Here is a 17965-nt window from a genome sequence, read left to right as displayed (position 1 = left end):
CGGTGGTGCTGGACGATTATGAGACGGCGATTAATGAGTCCGTCACCGTCACGACCGATGAAACAACAGTCGTAACCTTCGACCTTGTCCACCAGACCGGCGGTCTGCAGATCAACTCCTCGCCCGCGGGAGCCGCCATCTACCTGAACGGCACTGCGAGCGGTGTCACCAATGCAACCCTGAGCAATATCGATACCGGTACCTACAATGTTACTGTTGTGAAGGCGGATTACGAGACTGCCGCAAATGAGTCCGTCACCGTCACGACCGATGAAACAACAGTCGTAACCTTCAGCCTCGTGCACCGGACCGGGGATCTCCGGATCAATTCGACACCTGCAGGGGCGACCATCTACCTGAACGGCAGTGTGAGCGGCGTCACAAATACGACGCTCAGTGACATCAATACCGGCACCTACAACATTACGGTAGAACGCACCGGTCTGGCCCCCCTCTCCCGGACTGTCACGCTCTCGTCCGGTGAAACAGAAGACGTGCTCTTTGCATTCTCCAGATACAGCGGCGGGAACGGTACCGCAGCAAGCCCCTACCGAATAACCTCGAGTGCGGATATCGAGGAACTCGTGTCTGTCCCGGAGGACTGGACCGGGAAGCACTTTGCCGTGGGCAGTGACATCACTCTTGCGTCCGGTCAGCCCTCAGCACCCATCGGCAACAGCACGATTCCCTTTACCGGCAATTTCGACGGGGGTGGATACACCATCAGCAACCTCACGCTCGCACAGAGCGGGGTCGATGCCGTCGGTCTCTTTGGACAGGCCGGTTCCGGTGCCGTGATTGCCGGTGTTTCAATCGAGACAACCGAAGGCGGTGTTCGGGGGAACAACCATGTCGGTGTGCTTGTCGGCCTGAATGATGCCGGGAGTTCAGTTTCCGGCTGTTATGCGGCAGGAACAGTGGCCGGTGTGATGAATAACGGCGGTCTTGTGGGGTATAACCTCGGAGATATTACGAATTGTTCCGCTACGACCGGTGTGACCGGCACTGACAAACACGCAGGTGGTCTTGTTGGGCAGAACTGTGGCTCCATCTCCGGGAGTTATGCAACCGGTGATGTGTATGCACCGCACTATGCGAATGGCGGTCTTGTCGGCTGGAATAATGATGGCGACATTGCGAACTGTTACGCAACCGGGAATGCCAGCGGTGATATTGACGATGTCGGTGGTCTTGTCGGAACGAACGAGAACGCCGGGACCATTGTCAATTGTTATGCGACCGGGAATGCGTCAGCGGCAAATGTTCATGCCGGCGGTCTGGTCGGTCTGAACCGGCGTAGTGCCACCATCACAAACAGTTATGCGACGGGCACTGCTATTGCGGTGAACGGGAACGATGGCGGGTTCCTTGGGTTCAATGATGCTGCTTCCTTTACCAATTGTTACCGGCACACCAACGGAGACTCCGGTCTTGGGACACTCGTTACCGACACGACGCAGTTTAGAGACATTGCGTTCCTGACCGGTGCTGAAGATAACGGTCTGAACTGGTCTGCGGGTATCATCAGCACCAGTGCCGATTCGACAAAGATCTGGCGGGTGTTTACCCACAAGAGTCAGTATCCGATCTTCCAGTGGCAGCCGTATAGCACCGGCACCCTTGCGGTAACCTCGGCTCCGGCAGGTGGATCCATCATCCTCAATGGTGTTGACCCTGTACAGGTAACCAATGCCACCTTCCCGGACATGCCGGAAGGCGTATACAACGTCACGGTGGTGCTGGACGGCTACCAGACCGGAGTGAATGAGTCCGTCACCGTGACAGACAACGAAACGACATCTGTCTTCTTCGATCTCATGCGCCAGACCGGTGGTCTGCAGATCAATTCCTCGCCTGCGGGGGCGAACATCTATCTCGACGGGGTGTTGAACGCTTCGGTCACGAATGCGACCCTGAGCGGTCTTGATACCGGTACCTATAATGTGACAGTGGTGCTGGAGGACTACGAGACCGTAGTGAATGATTCGGTGACGGTCTTGTATAATGAGACAACCCTGGTCTCATTCGACCTCGTGCACCAGACGGGCGGTCTGCAGATCAATTCCTCGCCCGCGGGAGCAGGCATCTATCTCGACGGGGTACTGAACGCCTCGGTCACGAATGCGACGCTGAGCGATCTCGATACCGGTATCTACAACGTCACGCTGGTGCTGGACGATTTCGAGACCGCCGTGAACGATTCAGTGACGGTCTCGAACAACGCCACAACGCTCGTCAGCTTCGACCTCGTGCACCAGACCGGCGGTATGCAGATCAATTCGTCGCCCGCGGGAGCAGGCATCTACCTTGACGGGGTGCTGAACGCCTCGGTCACGAATGCGACCCTGAGCGATCTCGATACCGGGATCTACAATGTAACAGTTGCAATGAGTGGGTATGATTCAGAAACCCAGAACGTTACGGTCTCATCAAATCAGACAGAAACGGTGAGTTTCACCCTCGTCCGGCAGGTCGGAACGCTGCAGATCAATTCCACACCGTCGGGGGCAGCGATCTACCTGAATGGCACTGCAACCGGTGACTTCACAAACGTCAGTCTCGCAGACCAGCCGGTGGGTACCTACAACGTCACCGTTGAGCTGGATGGCTACGATCCGGCAACGGAGGTCGCCACGGTCACGAAGGACTCGACTGAGGATGTCTCCTTCACGCTGGTGCAGCAGGTTGGGACGCTGCAGGTGAACTCCACCCCAACGAACGCCAGCATCTGGCTGAACGGGGATGCCACGGGCGAACTGACGAACTTCACCTTTGCGGACAAGCCGGTCGGTGAATACAATGTGACGGTGGTGAAGGACGGGTATGATACCCAGACCGAGACTGTTACTCTGACGAAGGATGCCACCGAAGTGGTTGATTTCACGCTGGTTCAGCAGGTTGGAACATTGCAGGTGAACTCCACACCAACGAACGCCAGCATCTACCTGAACGACGTTGCGACGGGTGAACTGACGAACTTCACCTTCGATAACAAACCGGTTGGCGAGTACAATGTGACAGTCGTGAAGGACGGGTATGACACCCAGACCGAGACGGTCACACTTACAAAGGATGCCACCGAACTCGTCGACTTCACGCTGGTTCAGCAGGTCGGTACCCTGCAGGTGAATTCGACTCCGACCAATGCGAGCATCTACCTGAATGAAGTTGCAACGGGCGAATTCACGAACTTCACCTTCACGGACAAGCCTGTCGGTGAATACAATGTTACGGTCGTGAAGGACGGGTATGACACCCAGACGGAGACGGTCACTTTAGCGAAGGACGCTACCGAGTCTGTCTCCTTCACGCTGGTGCAGCAGGTTGGGACCTTACAGGTGAACTCCACTCCGACGAACGCCAGCATCTACCTGAATGATGTTGCCACGGGCGAATTCACGAACTTCACCTTCGATAACAAGCCGGTCGGTGAGTACAATGTGACGGTGGCCAGGGACGGGTATGACTCCCAGACCGAGACGGTCACTTTAACGAAGGACGCTACCGAGTATGTCTCCTTCACGCTGGTGCAGCAGGTCGGGACGCTGCAGGTGAACTCCACCCCGACGAATGCGAGCATCTACCTGAACGATGTGGCGACGGGCGAATTCACGAACTTCACCTTCACGGACAAGCCGGTTGGTGAATACAACGTCACGGTGGTCAGGGACGGGTATGATACCCAGACCGAGACCGTTACCCTGACGAAGGATTCGACAGAACTGGTGGACTTCACGCTGGTGCAGCAGGTCGGGACGCTGCAGGTGAACTCCACCCCGACGAATGCGAGCATCTACCTGAACGGGGATGCCACGGGTGAACTGACGAACTTCACCTTTGCGAACAAGCCGGTTGGCGAGTACAATGTGACGGTGGTCAGGGACGGGTATGACACCCAGACCGAGACTGTTACCCTGACGAAGGATGCGAGTGAACTGGTTGCCTTCACGCTCGTGCAGCAGGTGGGAATATTGCAGGTGAATTCCACCCCAACGAATGCGAGCATCTACCTGAATGGGGATGCCACGGGCGAATTTACGAACTTCACCTTTGCGAACAAGCCGGTTGGCGAGTACAATGTGACGGTGGTCAGGGACGGGTATGACACCCAGACCGAGACTGTCACCCTGACGAAGGATGCCACCGAAGTGGTTGATTTCACGCTGGTGCAGCAGGTCGGGACGCTGCAGGTGAACTCCACTCCGACGAACGCCAGCATCTGGCTGAACGATGTTGTGACGGGTGAACTGACGAACTTCACCTTTGCGGACAAACCGGTTGGCGAGTACAACGTAACAGTCGTGAAGGACGGGTATGACTCCCAGACCGAGACGGTCACACTTACAAAGGATGCGAGTGAACTGGTTGCCTTCACACTTGTGCAGCAGGTCGGGACGCTGCAGGTGAATTCTACACCAACAAACGCCAGCATCTGGCTGAACGATGTGGCGACGGGTGAACTGACGAACTTCACCTTTGCGAACAAGCCGGTTGGCGAGTACAATGTGACAGTCGTGAAGGACGGGTATGACAGCCAGACCGAGACTGTTACTCTGACGAAGGATGCGAGTGAGCTGGTTGCCTTCACGCTGGTGCAGCAGGTTGGAACGTTGCAGGTGAACTCGACACCAACGAATGCCAGCATCTACCTGAACGGAGATGCCACGGGCGAATTGACGAACTTCACCTTTGCGGACAAGCCGGTTGGCGAGTACAATGTGACAGTCGTGAAGGACGGGTATGACACCCAGACCAAGACGGTTACCTTGGCGAAGGATGCGAGTGAACTGGTTGCCTTCACACTTGTGCAGCAGGTCGGGACGCTGCAGGTGAACTCCACTCCGACGAATGCGAGCATCTACCTGAACGACGTTGCGACGGGCGAATTGACGAACTTCACCTTCACGGACAAACCGGTCGGCGAGTACAATGTTACGGTCGTGAAAGACGGGTATGACCCCCAGACCGAGACCGTCACTATGACGAAGGGTGCGAGTGAGCTGGTTTCCTTCACGCTGGTGCAGCAGGTTGGCACCTTACAGGTGAACTCTATGCCAACGAACGCCAGCATCTACCTGAATGAAGTTGCGACGGGCGAATTCACGAACTTCACCTTTGCGGACAAACCGGTCGGCGAGTACAATGTGACAGTCGTGAAGGACGGGTATGATACCCAGACCGAGACGGTCACCCTGACAAAGGATTCGACAGAACTGGTTTCCTTCACGCTGGTGCAGCAGGTTGGGACGCTGCAGGTGAACTCCACTCCAACGAACGCAAGCATTTGGCTGAATGAGGTCGCCACGGGTGAATTGACGAACTTCACCTTTGCGGACGAGCCGGTTGGCGAGTACAACGTAACAGTCGTGAAGGACGGGTATGACAGCCAGACCGAGACCGTTACTCTGACGAAGGATGCCACCGAAGTGGTTGATTTCACGCTGGTGCAGCAGGTCGGGACGCTGCAGGTGAACTCCACTCCGACCAACGCCAGCATCTGGCTGAACGATGTTGTGACGGGTGATCTGACGAACTTCACCTTCACGGACAAGCCTGTCGGTGAATACAATGTTACGGTCGTGAAGGACGGGTATGACCCCCAGACCGAGACTGTTACCCTGACGAAGGATGGGAGTGAACTGGTTGCCTTCACGCTGGTGCAGCAGGTTGGTACACTGCAGGTCAATTCAACTCCGACCAACGCAAGCATCTACCTGAATGATGTTGCCACGGGCGAATTCACGAACTTCACCTTCGATAACAAGCCGGTCGGTGAATACAATGTTACGGTCGTGAAAGACGGGTATGACCCCCAGACCGAGACCGTCACTATGACGAAGGGTGCGAGTGAGCTGGTTTCTTTCACGCTGGTGCAGCAGGTTGGCACCTTACAGGTGAATTCCACGCCAACGAACGCAAGCATCTGGCTGAATGAGGTCGCCACGGGCGAATTTACGAACTTCACCTTTGCGGACAAGCCGGTCGGTGAATACAATGTGACGGTGGTGAAGGACGGGTATGACACCCAGACGGAGACGGTCACTTTAGCGAAGGACGCTACCGAGTCTGTCTCCTTCACGCTGGTGCAGCAGGTTGGGACCTTACAGGTGAACTCCACTCCGACGAACGCCAGCATCTACCTGAATGATGTTGCCACGGGCGAATTCACGAACTTCACCTTCGATAACAAGCCGGTCGGCGAGTACAATGTGACGGTGGTCAGGGACGGGTATGACACCCAGACCGAGACCGTCACCCTGACGAAGGATTCGACAGAACTGGTTTCCTTCACGCTGGTGCAGCAGGTCGGCACCTTGCAGGTGAATTCTACACCAACAAACGCCAGCATCTACCTGAACGACGTTGCGACGGGCGAACTGACGAACTTCACCTTCGATAACAAGCCTGTCGGTGAATACAATGTGACGGTCGTGAAGGACGGGTATGACCCCCAGACCGAGACCGTTACCCTGACAAAGGATTCGACAGAACTGGTGGACTTCACGCTGGTGCAGCAGGTTGGGACGCTGCAGGTGAACTCCACTCCGACCAACGCCAGCATCTACCTGAACGATGTTGCCACGGGCGAATTCACGAACTTCACTTTCACGGGCAAACCGGTTGGCGAGTACAATGTGACAGTCGTGAAGAACGGGTATGACAGCCAGACCGGGACTGTTACTCTGACGAAGGGTGCGACTGAACTGGTTGCCTTCACGCTGGTGCAGCAGGTCGGCACCTTACAGGTGAACTCCACTCCGACGAATGCGAGCATCTACCTGAACGACGTTGCCACGGGCGAACTGACGAACTTCACCTTCACGAGCAAACCTGTCGGTGAATACAATGTGACGGTGGTGAAGGACGGGTATGACAGCCAGACCGGGACTGTTACTCTGACGAAGGGTGCGACTGAACTGGTTGCCTTCACACTTGTGCAGCAGGTCGGGACGCTGCAGGTCAATTCAACTCCGACCAACGCAAGCATCTGGCTGAACGATGTGGCGACGGGCGAATTCACGAACTTCACCTTTGCGGACCAACCGGTTGGCGAGTACAACGTAACAGTCGTGAAGGACGGGTATGACAGCCAGACCGAGACCGTTACTCTGACGAAGGATGGGAGTGAACTGGTTGCCTTCACGCTGGTGCAGCAGGTTGGTACACTGCAGGTCAATTCAACTCCGACCAACGCAAGCATCTGGCTGAACGATGTGGCGACGGGCGAATTCACGAACTTCACCTTTGCGGACCAACCGGTTGGCGAGTACAATGTGACAGTCGTGAAAGACGGGTATGACAGCCAGACCGAGACCGTTACTCTGACGAAGGATGCGAGTGAACTGGTTGCCTTCACACTTGTGCAGCAGGTCGGGACGCTTCAGGTGAACTCCACCCCGACGAATGCGAGCATCTACCTGAATGAAGTTGCAACGGGTGAACTGACGAACTTCACCTTCACGGACCAACCGGTTGGCGAGTACAATGTGACAGTCGTGAAAGACGGGTATGACCCCCAGACCGAAACCGTTACCCTGACAAAGGATGCCACAGAACTGGTGGACTTTACCCTTATAGGTCAGACCGGCACGCTGCAGGTCAATTCCACACCTGCAGGAGCAAGCATCTACCTGAACGATGTGGCGACGGGCGAATTCACGAACTTCAGTTTTGCGAACAAGCCGGTTGGCGAGTACAATGTGACAGTGGTCAAGGACGGGTATGACCCCCAGACCGAGACGGTCACTTTAACGAAGGACGCTACCGACTATGTCTCCTTTACGCTGGTGCAGCAGGTTGGAACGTTGCAGGTGAATTCAACACCAACAAATGCCAGCATCTACCTGAACGATGTTTCGACAGGTGAACTGACGAACTTCACCTTTGCGGACAAGCCGGTTGGCGAGTACAATGTGACAGTCGTGAAGAACGGGTATGACACCCAGACGAAGACGGTTACCCTGACGAAGGATGCGACAGAACTGGTGGACTTCACCCTTGTAGGTCAGACGGGTACGCTGCAGGTCAATTCCACACCTGCAGGAGCAAGCATCTACCTGAACGATGTGGCGACGGGCGAATTCACGAACTTCAGTTTTGCGAACAAGCCGGTTGGCGAGTACAATGTGACAGTGGTCAAGGACGGGTATGACCCCCAGACCGAGACGGTCACTTTAACGAAGGACGCTACCGACTATGTCTCCTTTACGCTGGTGCAGCAGGTTGGAACGTTGCAGGTGAATTCAACACCAACAAATGCCAGCATCTACCTGAACGATGTTTCGACAGGTGAACTGACGAACTTCACCTTTGCGGACAAGCCGGTTGGCGAGTACAATGTGACAGTCGTGAAGAACGGGTATGACACCCAGACGAAGACGGTTACCCTGACGAAGGATGCGACAGAACTGGTGGACTTCACCCTTGTAGGTCAGACGGGTACGCTGCAGGTCAATTCCACACCAACAAACGCCAGTATCTACCTGAACGGGGATGCCACGGGCGAATTGACGAACTTTACCTTCACGGACAAGCCGGTTGGCGAGTACAATGTGACAGTCGTGAAGAACGGGTATGACACCCAGACGGAGACGGTCACTTTGACGAAGGGTGCCACTGAACTGGTGGACTTCACTCTTATAGGTCAGACGGGCACGCTGCAGGTAAATTCAACGCCAACGAACGCAAGCATCTACCTGAACGGGGATGCCACGGGCAAACTCACGAACTTCACCTTCGATAACAAGCCGGTTGGCGAGTACAACGTAACGGTCGTGAAGGACGGGTATGACAGCCAGACGGAGACGGTCACACTTACAAAGGATGCCACCGAAGTGGTTGATTTCACGCTGGTGCAGCAGGTCGGGACGCTGCAGGTGAACTCCACTCCGACGAATGCGAGCATCTACCTGAACGGGGATGCCACGGGCGAATTCACGAACTTCATCTTTGCGGACAAGCCGGTCGGCGAGTACAATGTGACCGTCGTGAAGGACGGGTATGACACCCAGACCGAAACCGTTACCCTGACAAAGGATGCCACAGAACTGGTGGACTTCACCCTTATAGGTCAGACCGGCACGCTGCAGGTCAATTCCACACCTGCAGGAGCAAGCATCTACCTGAATAATGTAGCAACAGGTGAACTGACGAACTTCACCTTCGATACCAAGCCGGTTGGTGAATACAATGTGACGGTGGTCAGGGCTGGGTATGACACTGCAAGTCAGATTGTCACGGTAACACCGGACGAGACCGAGCTCGTGAGCTTCGTCCTCACCAGCCAGACGGGCACCTTACAGGTGAATTCCATGCCTTCCGGTGCACGCATCTCCCTGAACGGCACCGCGACAGGTGAACTGACGAACTTCACCTTCACGGACCAGCCGGTGGGCACGTATAATGTGACCGTTGAGAAGGACGGGTACGCACCCGCAACGGGCATTGCAACAGTGACGACCGGCACCATCGAAACGGTGGAATTCACCCTCGTATCACACCCCGGTTCAATCCGTGTCAGCTCCAGCCCGGCGAATGCCACCATCTGGCTGGACGGCGAGAACACCGGCCGGCTCACAAACACCACCCTCACCGGCATCGCCGCGGGGATCCACACCGTCACCATCGAGAAGTCTGGCTACATCCGCCCGACAAACCGGAGCGTAACGGTTGTGCCGGATGAGGAAAGCGACGTCTTCTTCGCCCTGTCGCAGGAGAGCGGTGCCATCCATGTGACTTCATCGCCGGACGATGCCTGGATCTGGCTGGACGGCTGCAACACCACCGTTCTGACAAACAGCACACTCCCCGACATCCCCGTTGGCAGCCACACGGTCGCCGTAGAGAAATCAGGGTATAATCCCACCCCTGTTCGGACCATTCAGGTCACCGCGGACGCAACCGCCGAGGCTGCGTTCACCCTTACCCCGGTGGGAACCGCTCCGGTCGGCTCCTTTACCGCAGCACCCCTGACGGGTGATGCACCGCTTCAGGTCACCTTCACCGACACCTCCACCGGCGGGCCGGAGACCTGGAACTGGTCATTCGGTGACGGCACCACTTCAGCAGAGCAGAATCCGGTTCACAGCTACACAGAAGAAGGAACATACACGGTCAGCCTCACCGTCGGCAACGAATACGGCACGAACACCCGCACCCGCGAGGACTACATCTGCGTGAGCAGCACGCCCGCCGTCACCCTCATCGCTCCGGAAGGCAGACTGCCCGCAAACGAGAGTGCCGGATTCCTGGTGAGCGCCACGGGGCTGGATAACGTAACAAACCTCACCTTCACCATCGCCTATGACCCGTCACTCATCACCGTGGAGAGTGCCGCCCCGGCACCCCTCACCGGGGGTGCGGCCTTCGGTGCCACCATCGACAACACAGGTGGCTTTGTCGCCATCGTCATCACGGATGACGCCGGCATCACATTCGAAGGCGCTGCCGCAGTTGCAAACATCACCTTCCGGTCCGCACCGGAGATTGAAGGCCTCCGGCAGACCGCACCCCTCTCCATCATGGACGCATTCGTGTATGCCATCGATCACACATGCCCGGTTGTCCGGGAAGACGGTGCCATTGCAGTCGAGGCCCGCACCGCCGTGGATGCACCCTCCGGTGCTCTCCCCGTCGAATCTTCGAAATATCTGACCATCACTGCAGCGGGGCTCAATGGGGTCACCAACCTCTCGTTCATCATGGAGTTCAACCGGACGGTCGTGACCGTGACAGACATCCGGGCGAATGCGACCATTCCGGGACTGATTATCTCCTCCGATGTCCGGAATGAAAACGGCTGGCTCCAGGTTAGTGCGGCGGCACCGGACGCAATCACGAGCGAGGAGGCAGTCTCCCTCATCGATATGCAGGTGCACTCGAACGGCCTGCCCTGTGAACGCGAACTCCGGCTCGTCAACCCGCAGTGGACGCGGACCAATACCACCTACCGGTTCGACGACATGCGTCCCGGCTACATCACCATCACACCAGTCGCGACCGCCCTCAATGACACCCTGCCTGCCACCGTCGCAAACATGACCTTTGACGATGTGACGCAGCACGTTTCCATCAATATCACCGAGAACCGGAATGCCACCATCACGAATGGCAACACGACCATCCTTGTCCGCAATCCGGGCATTGACATCACCATCCGGACCACCGGTCTGCAGAACATATCCTCGGAGTGGACGGGCAACTGCACCGGTGCGTCGATTGGCAACATTACGAACGCCGTCAACCTCAGTGGGGATGTGGGTGCGGTCACCACCGGCATCAGCGCGAACATCTCCGGGTCCCTCTCCGGCCTGACGAACCCCGACACCCGGCTCGACGTCACGATCACCCGTGGCGCCGTGAACGAGACGATGGGCCGGCTCTTCCAGCTCGGTGTCCTTGGTGATATGGGTGCCGAACTCGAAGAAGTGGCCTACACCATGGAAATTAACAAATCCGCATTCGGTGGAATTAACGTCTCCGATGCAATCATCGTGATGAGTGCATCTGCCGCATATGTGGACGCCTGGGGCGGGGCGGACAACTTCACCGTTCTGAGCCTCTCCCATGAGGGGGTGGTCTCCCACCTTGAGACAACCTACACCTACGCAGACGGCATCTACACCTTCACCGCCCTCTCGCCGGACGGGTTCTCCTTCAAGGCACTCGTCGCGTTCGCCCTGAATGAGGGCCCTGCGGCGAAGTTCTCCGCCACTCCGGTCGAAGGGCCTGCTCCTCTTATGGTGCAGTTCTATGACTATTCGGATGGCTATCCCGAAACCTGGGCCTGGAACTTCGGTGACGGGACTACTTCGACAGAGCAGAACCCGGTACATACCTACGCTGCGGCCGGCGTCTATGATGTCGCCCTCACCATCACCAATCCGGTGGGTACGGATACGGCAGAAGAGGCGGGATACATCACCGTCACCAACCCGATGACGGTTGACTTCAGTGCCAGCCAGAATACGGGGTATGCCCCGCTTACCGTCACGTTCACTGACCGGACCACCAGCAGTCCGACGGCCTGGCTCTGGGACTTCGGTGACGGAGCGACTTCGACGAAGCAGCATCCGGTGCACACCTACGAGCGTGCGGGAGCATACGCGGTCTCACTGACCGCGACGAATGCGTATGGCAGTATTACTGAGGAAAAGGTGCGGTTTGTCATCGTCACCATCCATACGGATGGCGGAGACAGTGATGATCCGACACCGTTTGTGACACCGACGCCTACCCCGACTCCCCTGTCGACACCGGTGGCGACCACGGCCCGACCAACGCCGACGGCTGCTGTGACCGTGAATCCCACACCGGCAGTGGCACCCACTGAGTTTATCGGAACTGCCCGGCTTCCGGCAGGCCCTGACGGTGCCGTTGAACGAACGGTGACCATCTGGGCGGATGATCTGGCCGGATACCTCACTATCGATGCCGGTGTGGTGGCACGGGATGGCTCCGGCATGCTGCAGGAAACCATCCGCATTGTCGCTGTGCCGGTCACTTCCGTCCCGTCACCCGGAGATATAGGGCACCTTGAGCATCCACGGGCACTCTATGCCTTCGACTGCAGTCCTGACGGCGTGTCCTTTTCACCCGCAATTACTCTGACATTTGTGCTTTCAGAGGATGAATGGGAGAGATACGGCAACCGGGCAGAAGCCGGATGGTTCAACAGCACGAGCGGAGCATGGGAGCGTGTCCCAGGAACGGCGGATGCTAACGAGAGAACCATCACCATTCAGGTCAGTCACTTCAGCACCTGGGCCCTCTTCGCAGAAGCGGCACCTGAAGTGCCTCTGCCGGACATGACCAAACCACCATCCGGTTCACCGGACGGGTCTGCAATCTGGCTCTGGGGTATTTTAATCGCTGCACTTGCTGTGGTGGGATATCTGGCAATTCGCAGGAGAAAGGAAGAATAAAAAGAGAACTCTCCAAATGAGTATTTCCGGCTATCATATCTCCTTTTTTTGTCGTCGATGAATGAACCGGCCACGGATCATCATCCGATTCCTGTCACCTTTCCCGGTGGTCTTTCGTCCCCCTCCGGCCCCTTTTCCCCCACAGATAACTGGATTTATGTCATCTCCCGCAGATTCACTATTCATGCGCAGGGCCATACTTCTCATCTTCATCTGCATGGTCATCTCAGCCGGGTGCCTGACACAGAGTCCGTCACCGGCAGAGGACGAGGGCATCCAACTCCTGACCCCGGCAGACGGTTTCTCCATCTTTGACGGGCAGGGACACTATGCCGGCATCATCGGCGAGGAGACGCCGGATATAACAATTCACTACAGCATGGGACTTGTTACCCTTCCGCCGGGCAACGGGACACTCCCCCATCGGCTTTTAGAAACGTCAGAGATGGTCTGTGTGATTGGAGGTGAAGCGGAGATCCACTGCGATGCCACAACCGTGACCGCCCGGGATGGGGAGATTGTTGTCCTGCCGATGGGTGTCCGGCAGACAATCACCGCGACCGGAGATGTACCCCTCCGCTATATTGACGTCATTCAGCCGCCGTTTTCCGCAGCAAATGAGTTGTCCGGAGATGAACTGGCCGCATATACACCCGGAACGGATGGTGGCGCAACAGACGGCATGCCGATTGTCATCCCCGATCCCCGTGCGGGCATTGAATGGGACATCGGGTCTGACATGATGATATATACCCTCGCAAATCCGGTGCTGATGCCTGAGAAGCACTTCCCGATTGACTACAGTATCGCATACGCAGAAATCCTCCCCGGAGGGTCTGCGGATTTCAACCGGCTTGCCGGTGCGTCTGAGCTGATCTACGTGACTGAAGGTGAGATTGAAGTATACACCCCTGCCGGGAGCGAGATCCGTGTCCCTGCAGGGAGTGCTGCATACATCGCGCCGGACCAGGTGAAGGGATACCGGAATGCCGGGGATACGGTGGCCGTGATTCTGAGTTTTGTCGATCCGGCATGGACGCCGGAGCGGACGGTGACGGTGGAGTGACGGAAAGGCACGGGACATAAAAAATACGTACGGCACAGCAGGAAACGGCTGATACGGCCCTGAAAAATCCTGAGAGCAATCACGGGTTCAGAAAAGAATCCGTCAGAAAAAACTGTCCCTGCCTATGCGGCAGCCGAAATAAAGAGAGTTATTTTTGAATCTGAAAAGGGGAGGGGATTATTTTCTTCCCTTTCCTGCAGACTGGGCGTTAGACTTGAAGTCCTTACCGCTCTTCTCGGCACCGGACTGGTTACGGGATGCGCCCTTCTGGTTATCGTTTTTCTTTGCCATGATTCACCTCCTTGCTGCTATACTAAGATGTGAAAACGTGAATGATAAATCCCGTGAAAGAGTCGGGTATTCCGGGATTCGGTCGACGCGTTGAGTCGTTTTCTGCCGAGTCGACGCGTTGGCGGGCAGCGGTATGTGTCGATGCGTTCCGCGTTATTATCCGGTGCATTGATGACCTCTGAACGGGTATTTTTCATGGAACACAACAGGACAGTTTCACCTATGGAACCGGAAGAGATGACGAGGCAGAAGTGGGAGGTGCTCTGGTACTTTGTGGTGAACACGGGTGTGTCCACAAAACCCGGTTTGCAGAAGGGATGCGGCGTCCGGTATCCGACAGCGTCAGGGGGGTGCCGCTTCTACTCCTATCCGTCAAGGATCCACGAAGATTTCGGGACGTCCTATCTTTCGCAGGGGAAGACGTCAATCTCAAAGGACTGGGCGGGGAAAATCTGTGAGGACCTCTGTGCACTCGGGATACTGGGATCTGTTATGATCCGGGCGCCGCGGCAGAGCGGAAAGACGCCGCATTACTACCTGCTGGAAGGGTATGAGCCGTACCTCAGGATTATGAAATACCTGTTCCGGATGGTCAAGGACCCGGGGATGCAGCGGGCGCTGATGAATGCCTATGTCATGGAGCACACCAGCGCAGGTCTGGTCAGGTACATTCTCTCCCAAAAAGGGGTCGAGATTCAGCGGAGCATCCCGCTGAGGGACTGGGATATGTATGAAGCACCGAAGGTATTCGAACAGTATTACCGCACCGAATCGGTGAATAGCGGAGCCCCTCCCTGCTCCTTTGCGGCATATATTTCGGAGCAGTCTGCCTGCTCTCCGGCGGTCGGACTCAGGCTCCCGGTGTTTCCGGACGGTTTCTCTGATGAGGAGCGGATGACGGCGATAGAATCCGGTAACCGGGAGACATTTGTGCATCACCCCTGGCTGAAACGCTATCCCACCGGCATAGGGGAGCATTATCTGCGGTTTGAGTACCAGCACTGGATTCTCCCCATTCTCGCCCTTATCCGGGCGTCACCCGCCGCCCTTGAATATTTTCTCTTCGGTGACTGGAAACCGTATTCAGGCTCTCTGGACTATCCGCTCTTTACGCTCATGTTTACGGCGGTCCGGGATCTCGCGCTGGTGCGTGATGTGGAGCATGACCCGATGGTGGAGATGGTCCGGTTCCACCCCGGACATGTGGTATCACAGGATGATGGCGGGAGCGGGTCGGCGCTCTTAGAGATCGATCTGGAGAACGGGCGGACTGTCTACTATGACGGGGCGTTCACGACCGATCAGCGGCCGCCTGCCATCAGCGAGAGCTCTGCGACACGGCCTGCGAGGGAGGCAAACTACTTTTTCCGGTCATGGGTGACGATTCCGGCGTCCGGGCAGGGCGGTGTCCTGTTTGCGCCGGAAGACCTCCCGGCAGCGCTGCGGTTTCTCCGGCACCTCCGGGACACCCGGACTCTGGCGGCCCGTGATATCCTCGGGCGGCTCTCACACCGGGTGCAGAACATCATCGCCGTCCCCGGCGACAGTGAGGTTCCTGCCGGTTCCCCGGCCGGGCAGGCGGTGATCCGGGACCTGAACGAACTCCTCCTCTGTGACGGTCTTTATACGAGCGGGCACTTTCCTGACCTGCACCTGACAGGGGAGGGTGAGAGCGTGGTTTACCCGGATTCCTCCTCCTCCTCCTCCTCCTCATCCGTGACAGCAGGGACGCAGACCGTCACATGGGCGCACTTCAACCGGGAGCTTCTGGAGCGGGCGTTTCCCGGAGTGATGCCTGTACGGGAGCGGACGGAAGGGGAGATACAGTATTTCGCATAGTCCTGTGTCCATTCTCCCTATTGGTATTCTGGATTGCCGTTCTGAAATACGATAGAAAGAGGCGCACTATGATAAACGGGAAAACAGTTCTCCAGGGGCGGCGTTCATCATATGAAATGAGAAGAGGAAGGGATGTCGCGTTTATGCTCTTCTCTTTTAGATATCCGGGATTGTTCTGAGTATTTCCATATTCGGACTGAGTCCCGGAATGTTATGTGTCGCTGTTTTTTCCAAGAGATATTGTCGGAGTGTTTGGATGGTGTACCCGTCTCTCTTTATCTCCGGACAAGGCGGACAAAGTTCTCAATCCTGATGGCATCTCCCTGCGGGCCATGGCCCTCGGGATAATCCGATGCGTCCCCTGCCTTTGGATCACTGCGCTGAGCGCCTGCGCCGTGCACGTCCTGCCAAACGCCGTCCATATACCCAAGTGCCCTGCCAAATGAGACATAGGATGCAGATCCGCCATTTCCGCTCCACGTTGCATGGGTGGTGCCTGGCCTATAAAATTGATAACATCGATTGCGGCAATCAGAAATGTAAGGACTGTATATTGTGACTGTCCGGGTATTGCAGTATGGCTGGAGGGCCACACGATACCATATGCTATTACCAATGCTCTCCATTTTTTCAATCCGTCTCCTTTTCCCGCTCAAAATTCACTCTCATTTTCCTTTAATACGTTCATGATTAGGGGAATCCGGTCACGAATGGGATTTAACAGCAGCATGACGACTCTCCGTCACAACCTATTTATCCGGAGAAGAGGAATGGAGACGCATCCCCCCGGTTGAGGGAGATATATGAGAACTATCATCTGTATCGGCATGCTCGTGATTCTTGCCTGCATCGCAGGATGCGTCGACTCCGGGGATGAGTCTGACGGGGGCATGCAGGAAGGAGCATCGGTACCGATCACCAGCGGCGGACAGATTTATCCCGCCTATATCGCGGCACCGGGCGGCACCGGGCTGTATCCGGGCATCGTGCTGATTCATTCGTTCAACGGACCTGAACCCGGCTACCGTGAGATGGTGGACCGGTTTGCAGGGGAGGGATATGTGGTCATCGCACCCGAATGGCAGACCTTTGAGAAATCGCCGTCAGACGATGTGGTGGAGCAGCTGGTCCGGGATGCCGTCTCCTATCTCGGGACCCGTGCTGATGTCGACACGAGCCGCCTTGGCCTGACCGGGTTCTGTGCCGGCGGCCGCTATACCATGCTGTTTTTGCCCCAAATCGGTGATTTCAGGTCTGGCGTCGCCTGGTACGGATTCCCGTATTCCGGCGGGTTTAATAATGAAACCACCCCCGCGAGCCTCACCGGTGAGATTGCTGATCCCATCCTGATCATTCATGGCAGCCGGGATCAACCGAGTCCGGTGGCAGACATCTACCGCTATGCGACGGCACTTGATGCCGCTGACGTGTACTTTGAACTGAAGGTCTACCAGGGCGAGCCGCATGGGTTCATGATTGAAGACGGAATGCTCTCGGAGAGTAGTGCCGCCCGTGACGCATACGGGGAGATGGTGAGGTTCTTTAACCGGACACTCGGGTGAATTGCCTCCCCGATATACACCCCCCTTTTCGTTTCCGGCATTATTTATGGCATGGTTTGGATTCTCACCTCATGTCGGCAAAATGAAGGATGCGTTCCGCATGCACCGGTAGCTCATCCATTGCGCCCCGGCATCCGGCAAAAAGATATTTACTCTTCTGATTACATTCTACCCACCCTCAGGACTGCATGGGAAGACGAAACTATTGAGGGCCGGGGGGGCCGTGATCGCGTGAGAACCATTCTTCCCAAAGGGGGTGAAGGAGAGGTGATGTTCTGGTGATA

5 protein-coding genes are annotated in these 17965 nt (G+C 56.5%); 4 read left to right on the top strand and 1 reads right to left on the bottom strand.

Annotated elements, in window-relative coordinates:
• Positions 1 to 5: 5 nt before the first annotated feature.
• From L1S32_RS06000 to L1S32_RS05990, 3 genes are all read left to right on the top strand, one after another.
• The gene (locus L1S32_RS06000) at positions 6 to 12923 is read left to right on the top strand and encodes a PEGA domain-containing protein (protein WP_278157004.1); all 12918 of its coding nucleotides are present in this window, start codon (positions 6 to 8) and stop codon (positions 12921 to 12923) included.
• A gap of 184 nt (positions 12924 to 13107) precedes the next feature.
• Entirely contained in the window at positions 13108 to 13989 is an 882-nt protein-coding gene (locus L1S32_RS05995; protein WP_278157002.1) for a cupin domain-containing protein, read from the top strand.
• Between the two features lie 513 nt (positions 13990 to 14502).
• Positions 14503 to 16119 (top strand): hypothetical protein, encoded by a 1617-nt coding sequence (locus tag L1S32_RS05990; RefSeq protein WP_278157000.1) that lies wholly within the window; start codon positions 14503 to 14505, stop codon positions 16117 to 16119.
• A 275-nt stretch (positions 16120 to 16394) separates the two neighbouring features.
• Here the strand turns inward: L1S32_RS05990 and L1S32_RS05985 are convergent, their stop codons facing one another.
• On the bottom strand, positions 16395 to 16745 hold the full coding sequence (locus L1S32_RS05985; protein WP_278156997.1) for a hypothetical protein: 351 nt from the start codon (positions 16743 to 16745) through the stop codon (positions 16395 to 16397).
• Between the two features lie 177 nt (positions 16746 to 16922).
• Between L1S32_RS05985 and L1S32_RS05980 the strand changes: the two genes are divergently transcribed.
• Entirely contained in the window at positions 16923 to 17681 is a 759-nt protein-coding gene (locus L1S32_RS05980) for a dienelactone hydrolase family protein (RefSeq protein WP_278156995.1), read from the top strand.
• Positions 17682 to 17965: the final 284 nt, after the last annotated feature.

This window comes from Methanogenium sp. S4BF, from assembly GCF_029633965.1.
Taxonomy (GTDB): domain Archaea; phylum Halobacteriota; class Methanomicrobia; order Methanomicrobiales; family Methanomicrobiaceae; genus Methanogenium.
The sequence above is the reverse complement of the archived record's forward strand: the minus strand, read 5'-3'. Positions and strand labels throughout refer to the sequence as shown.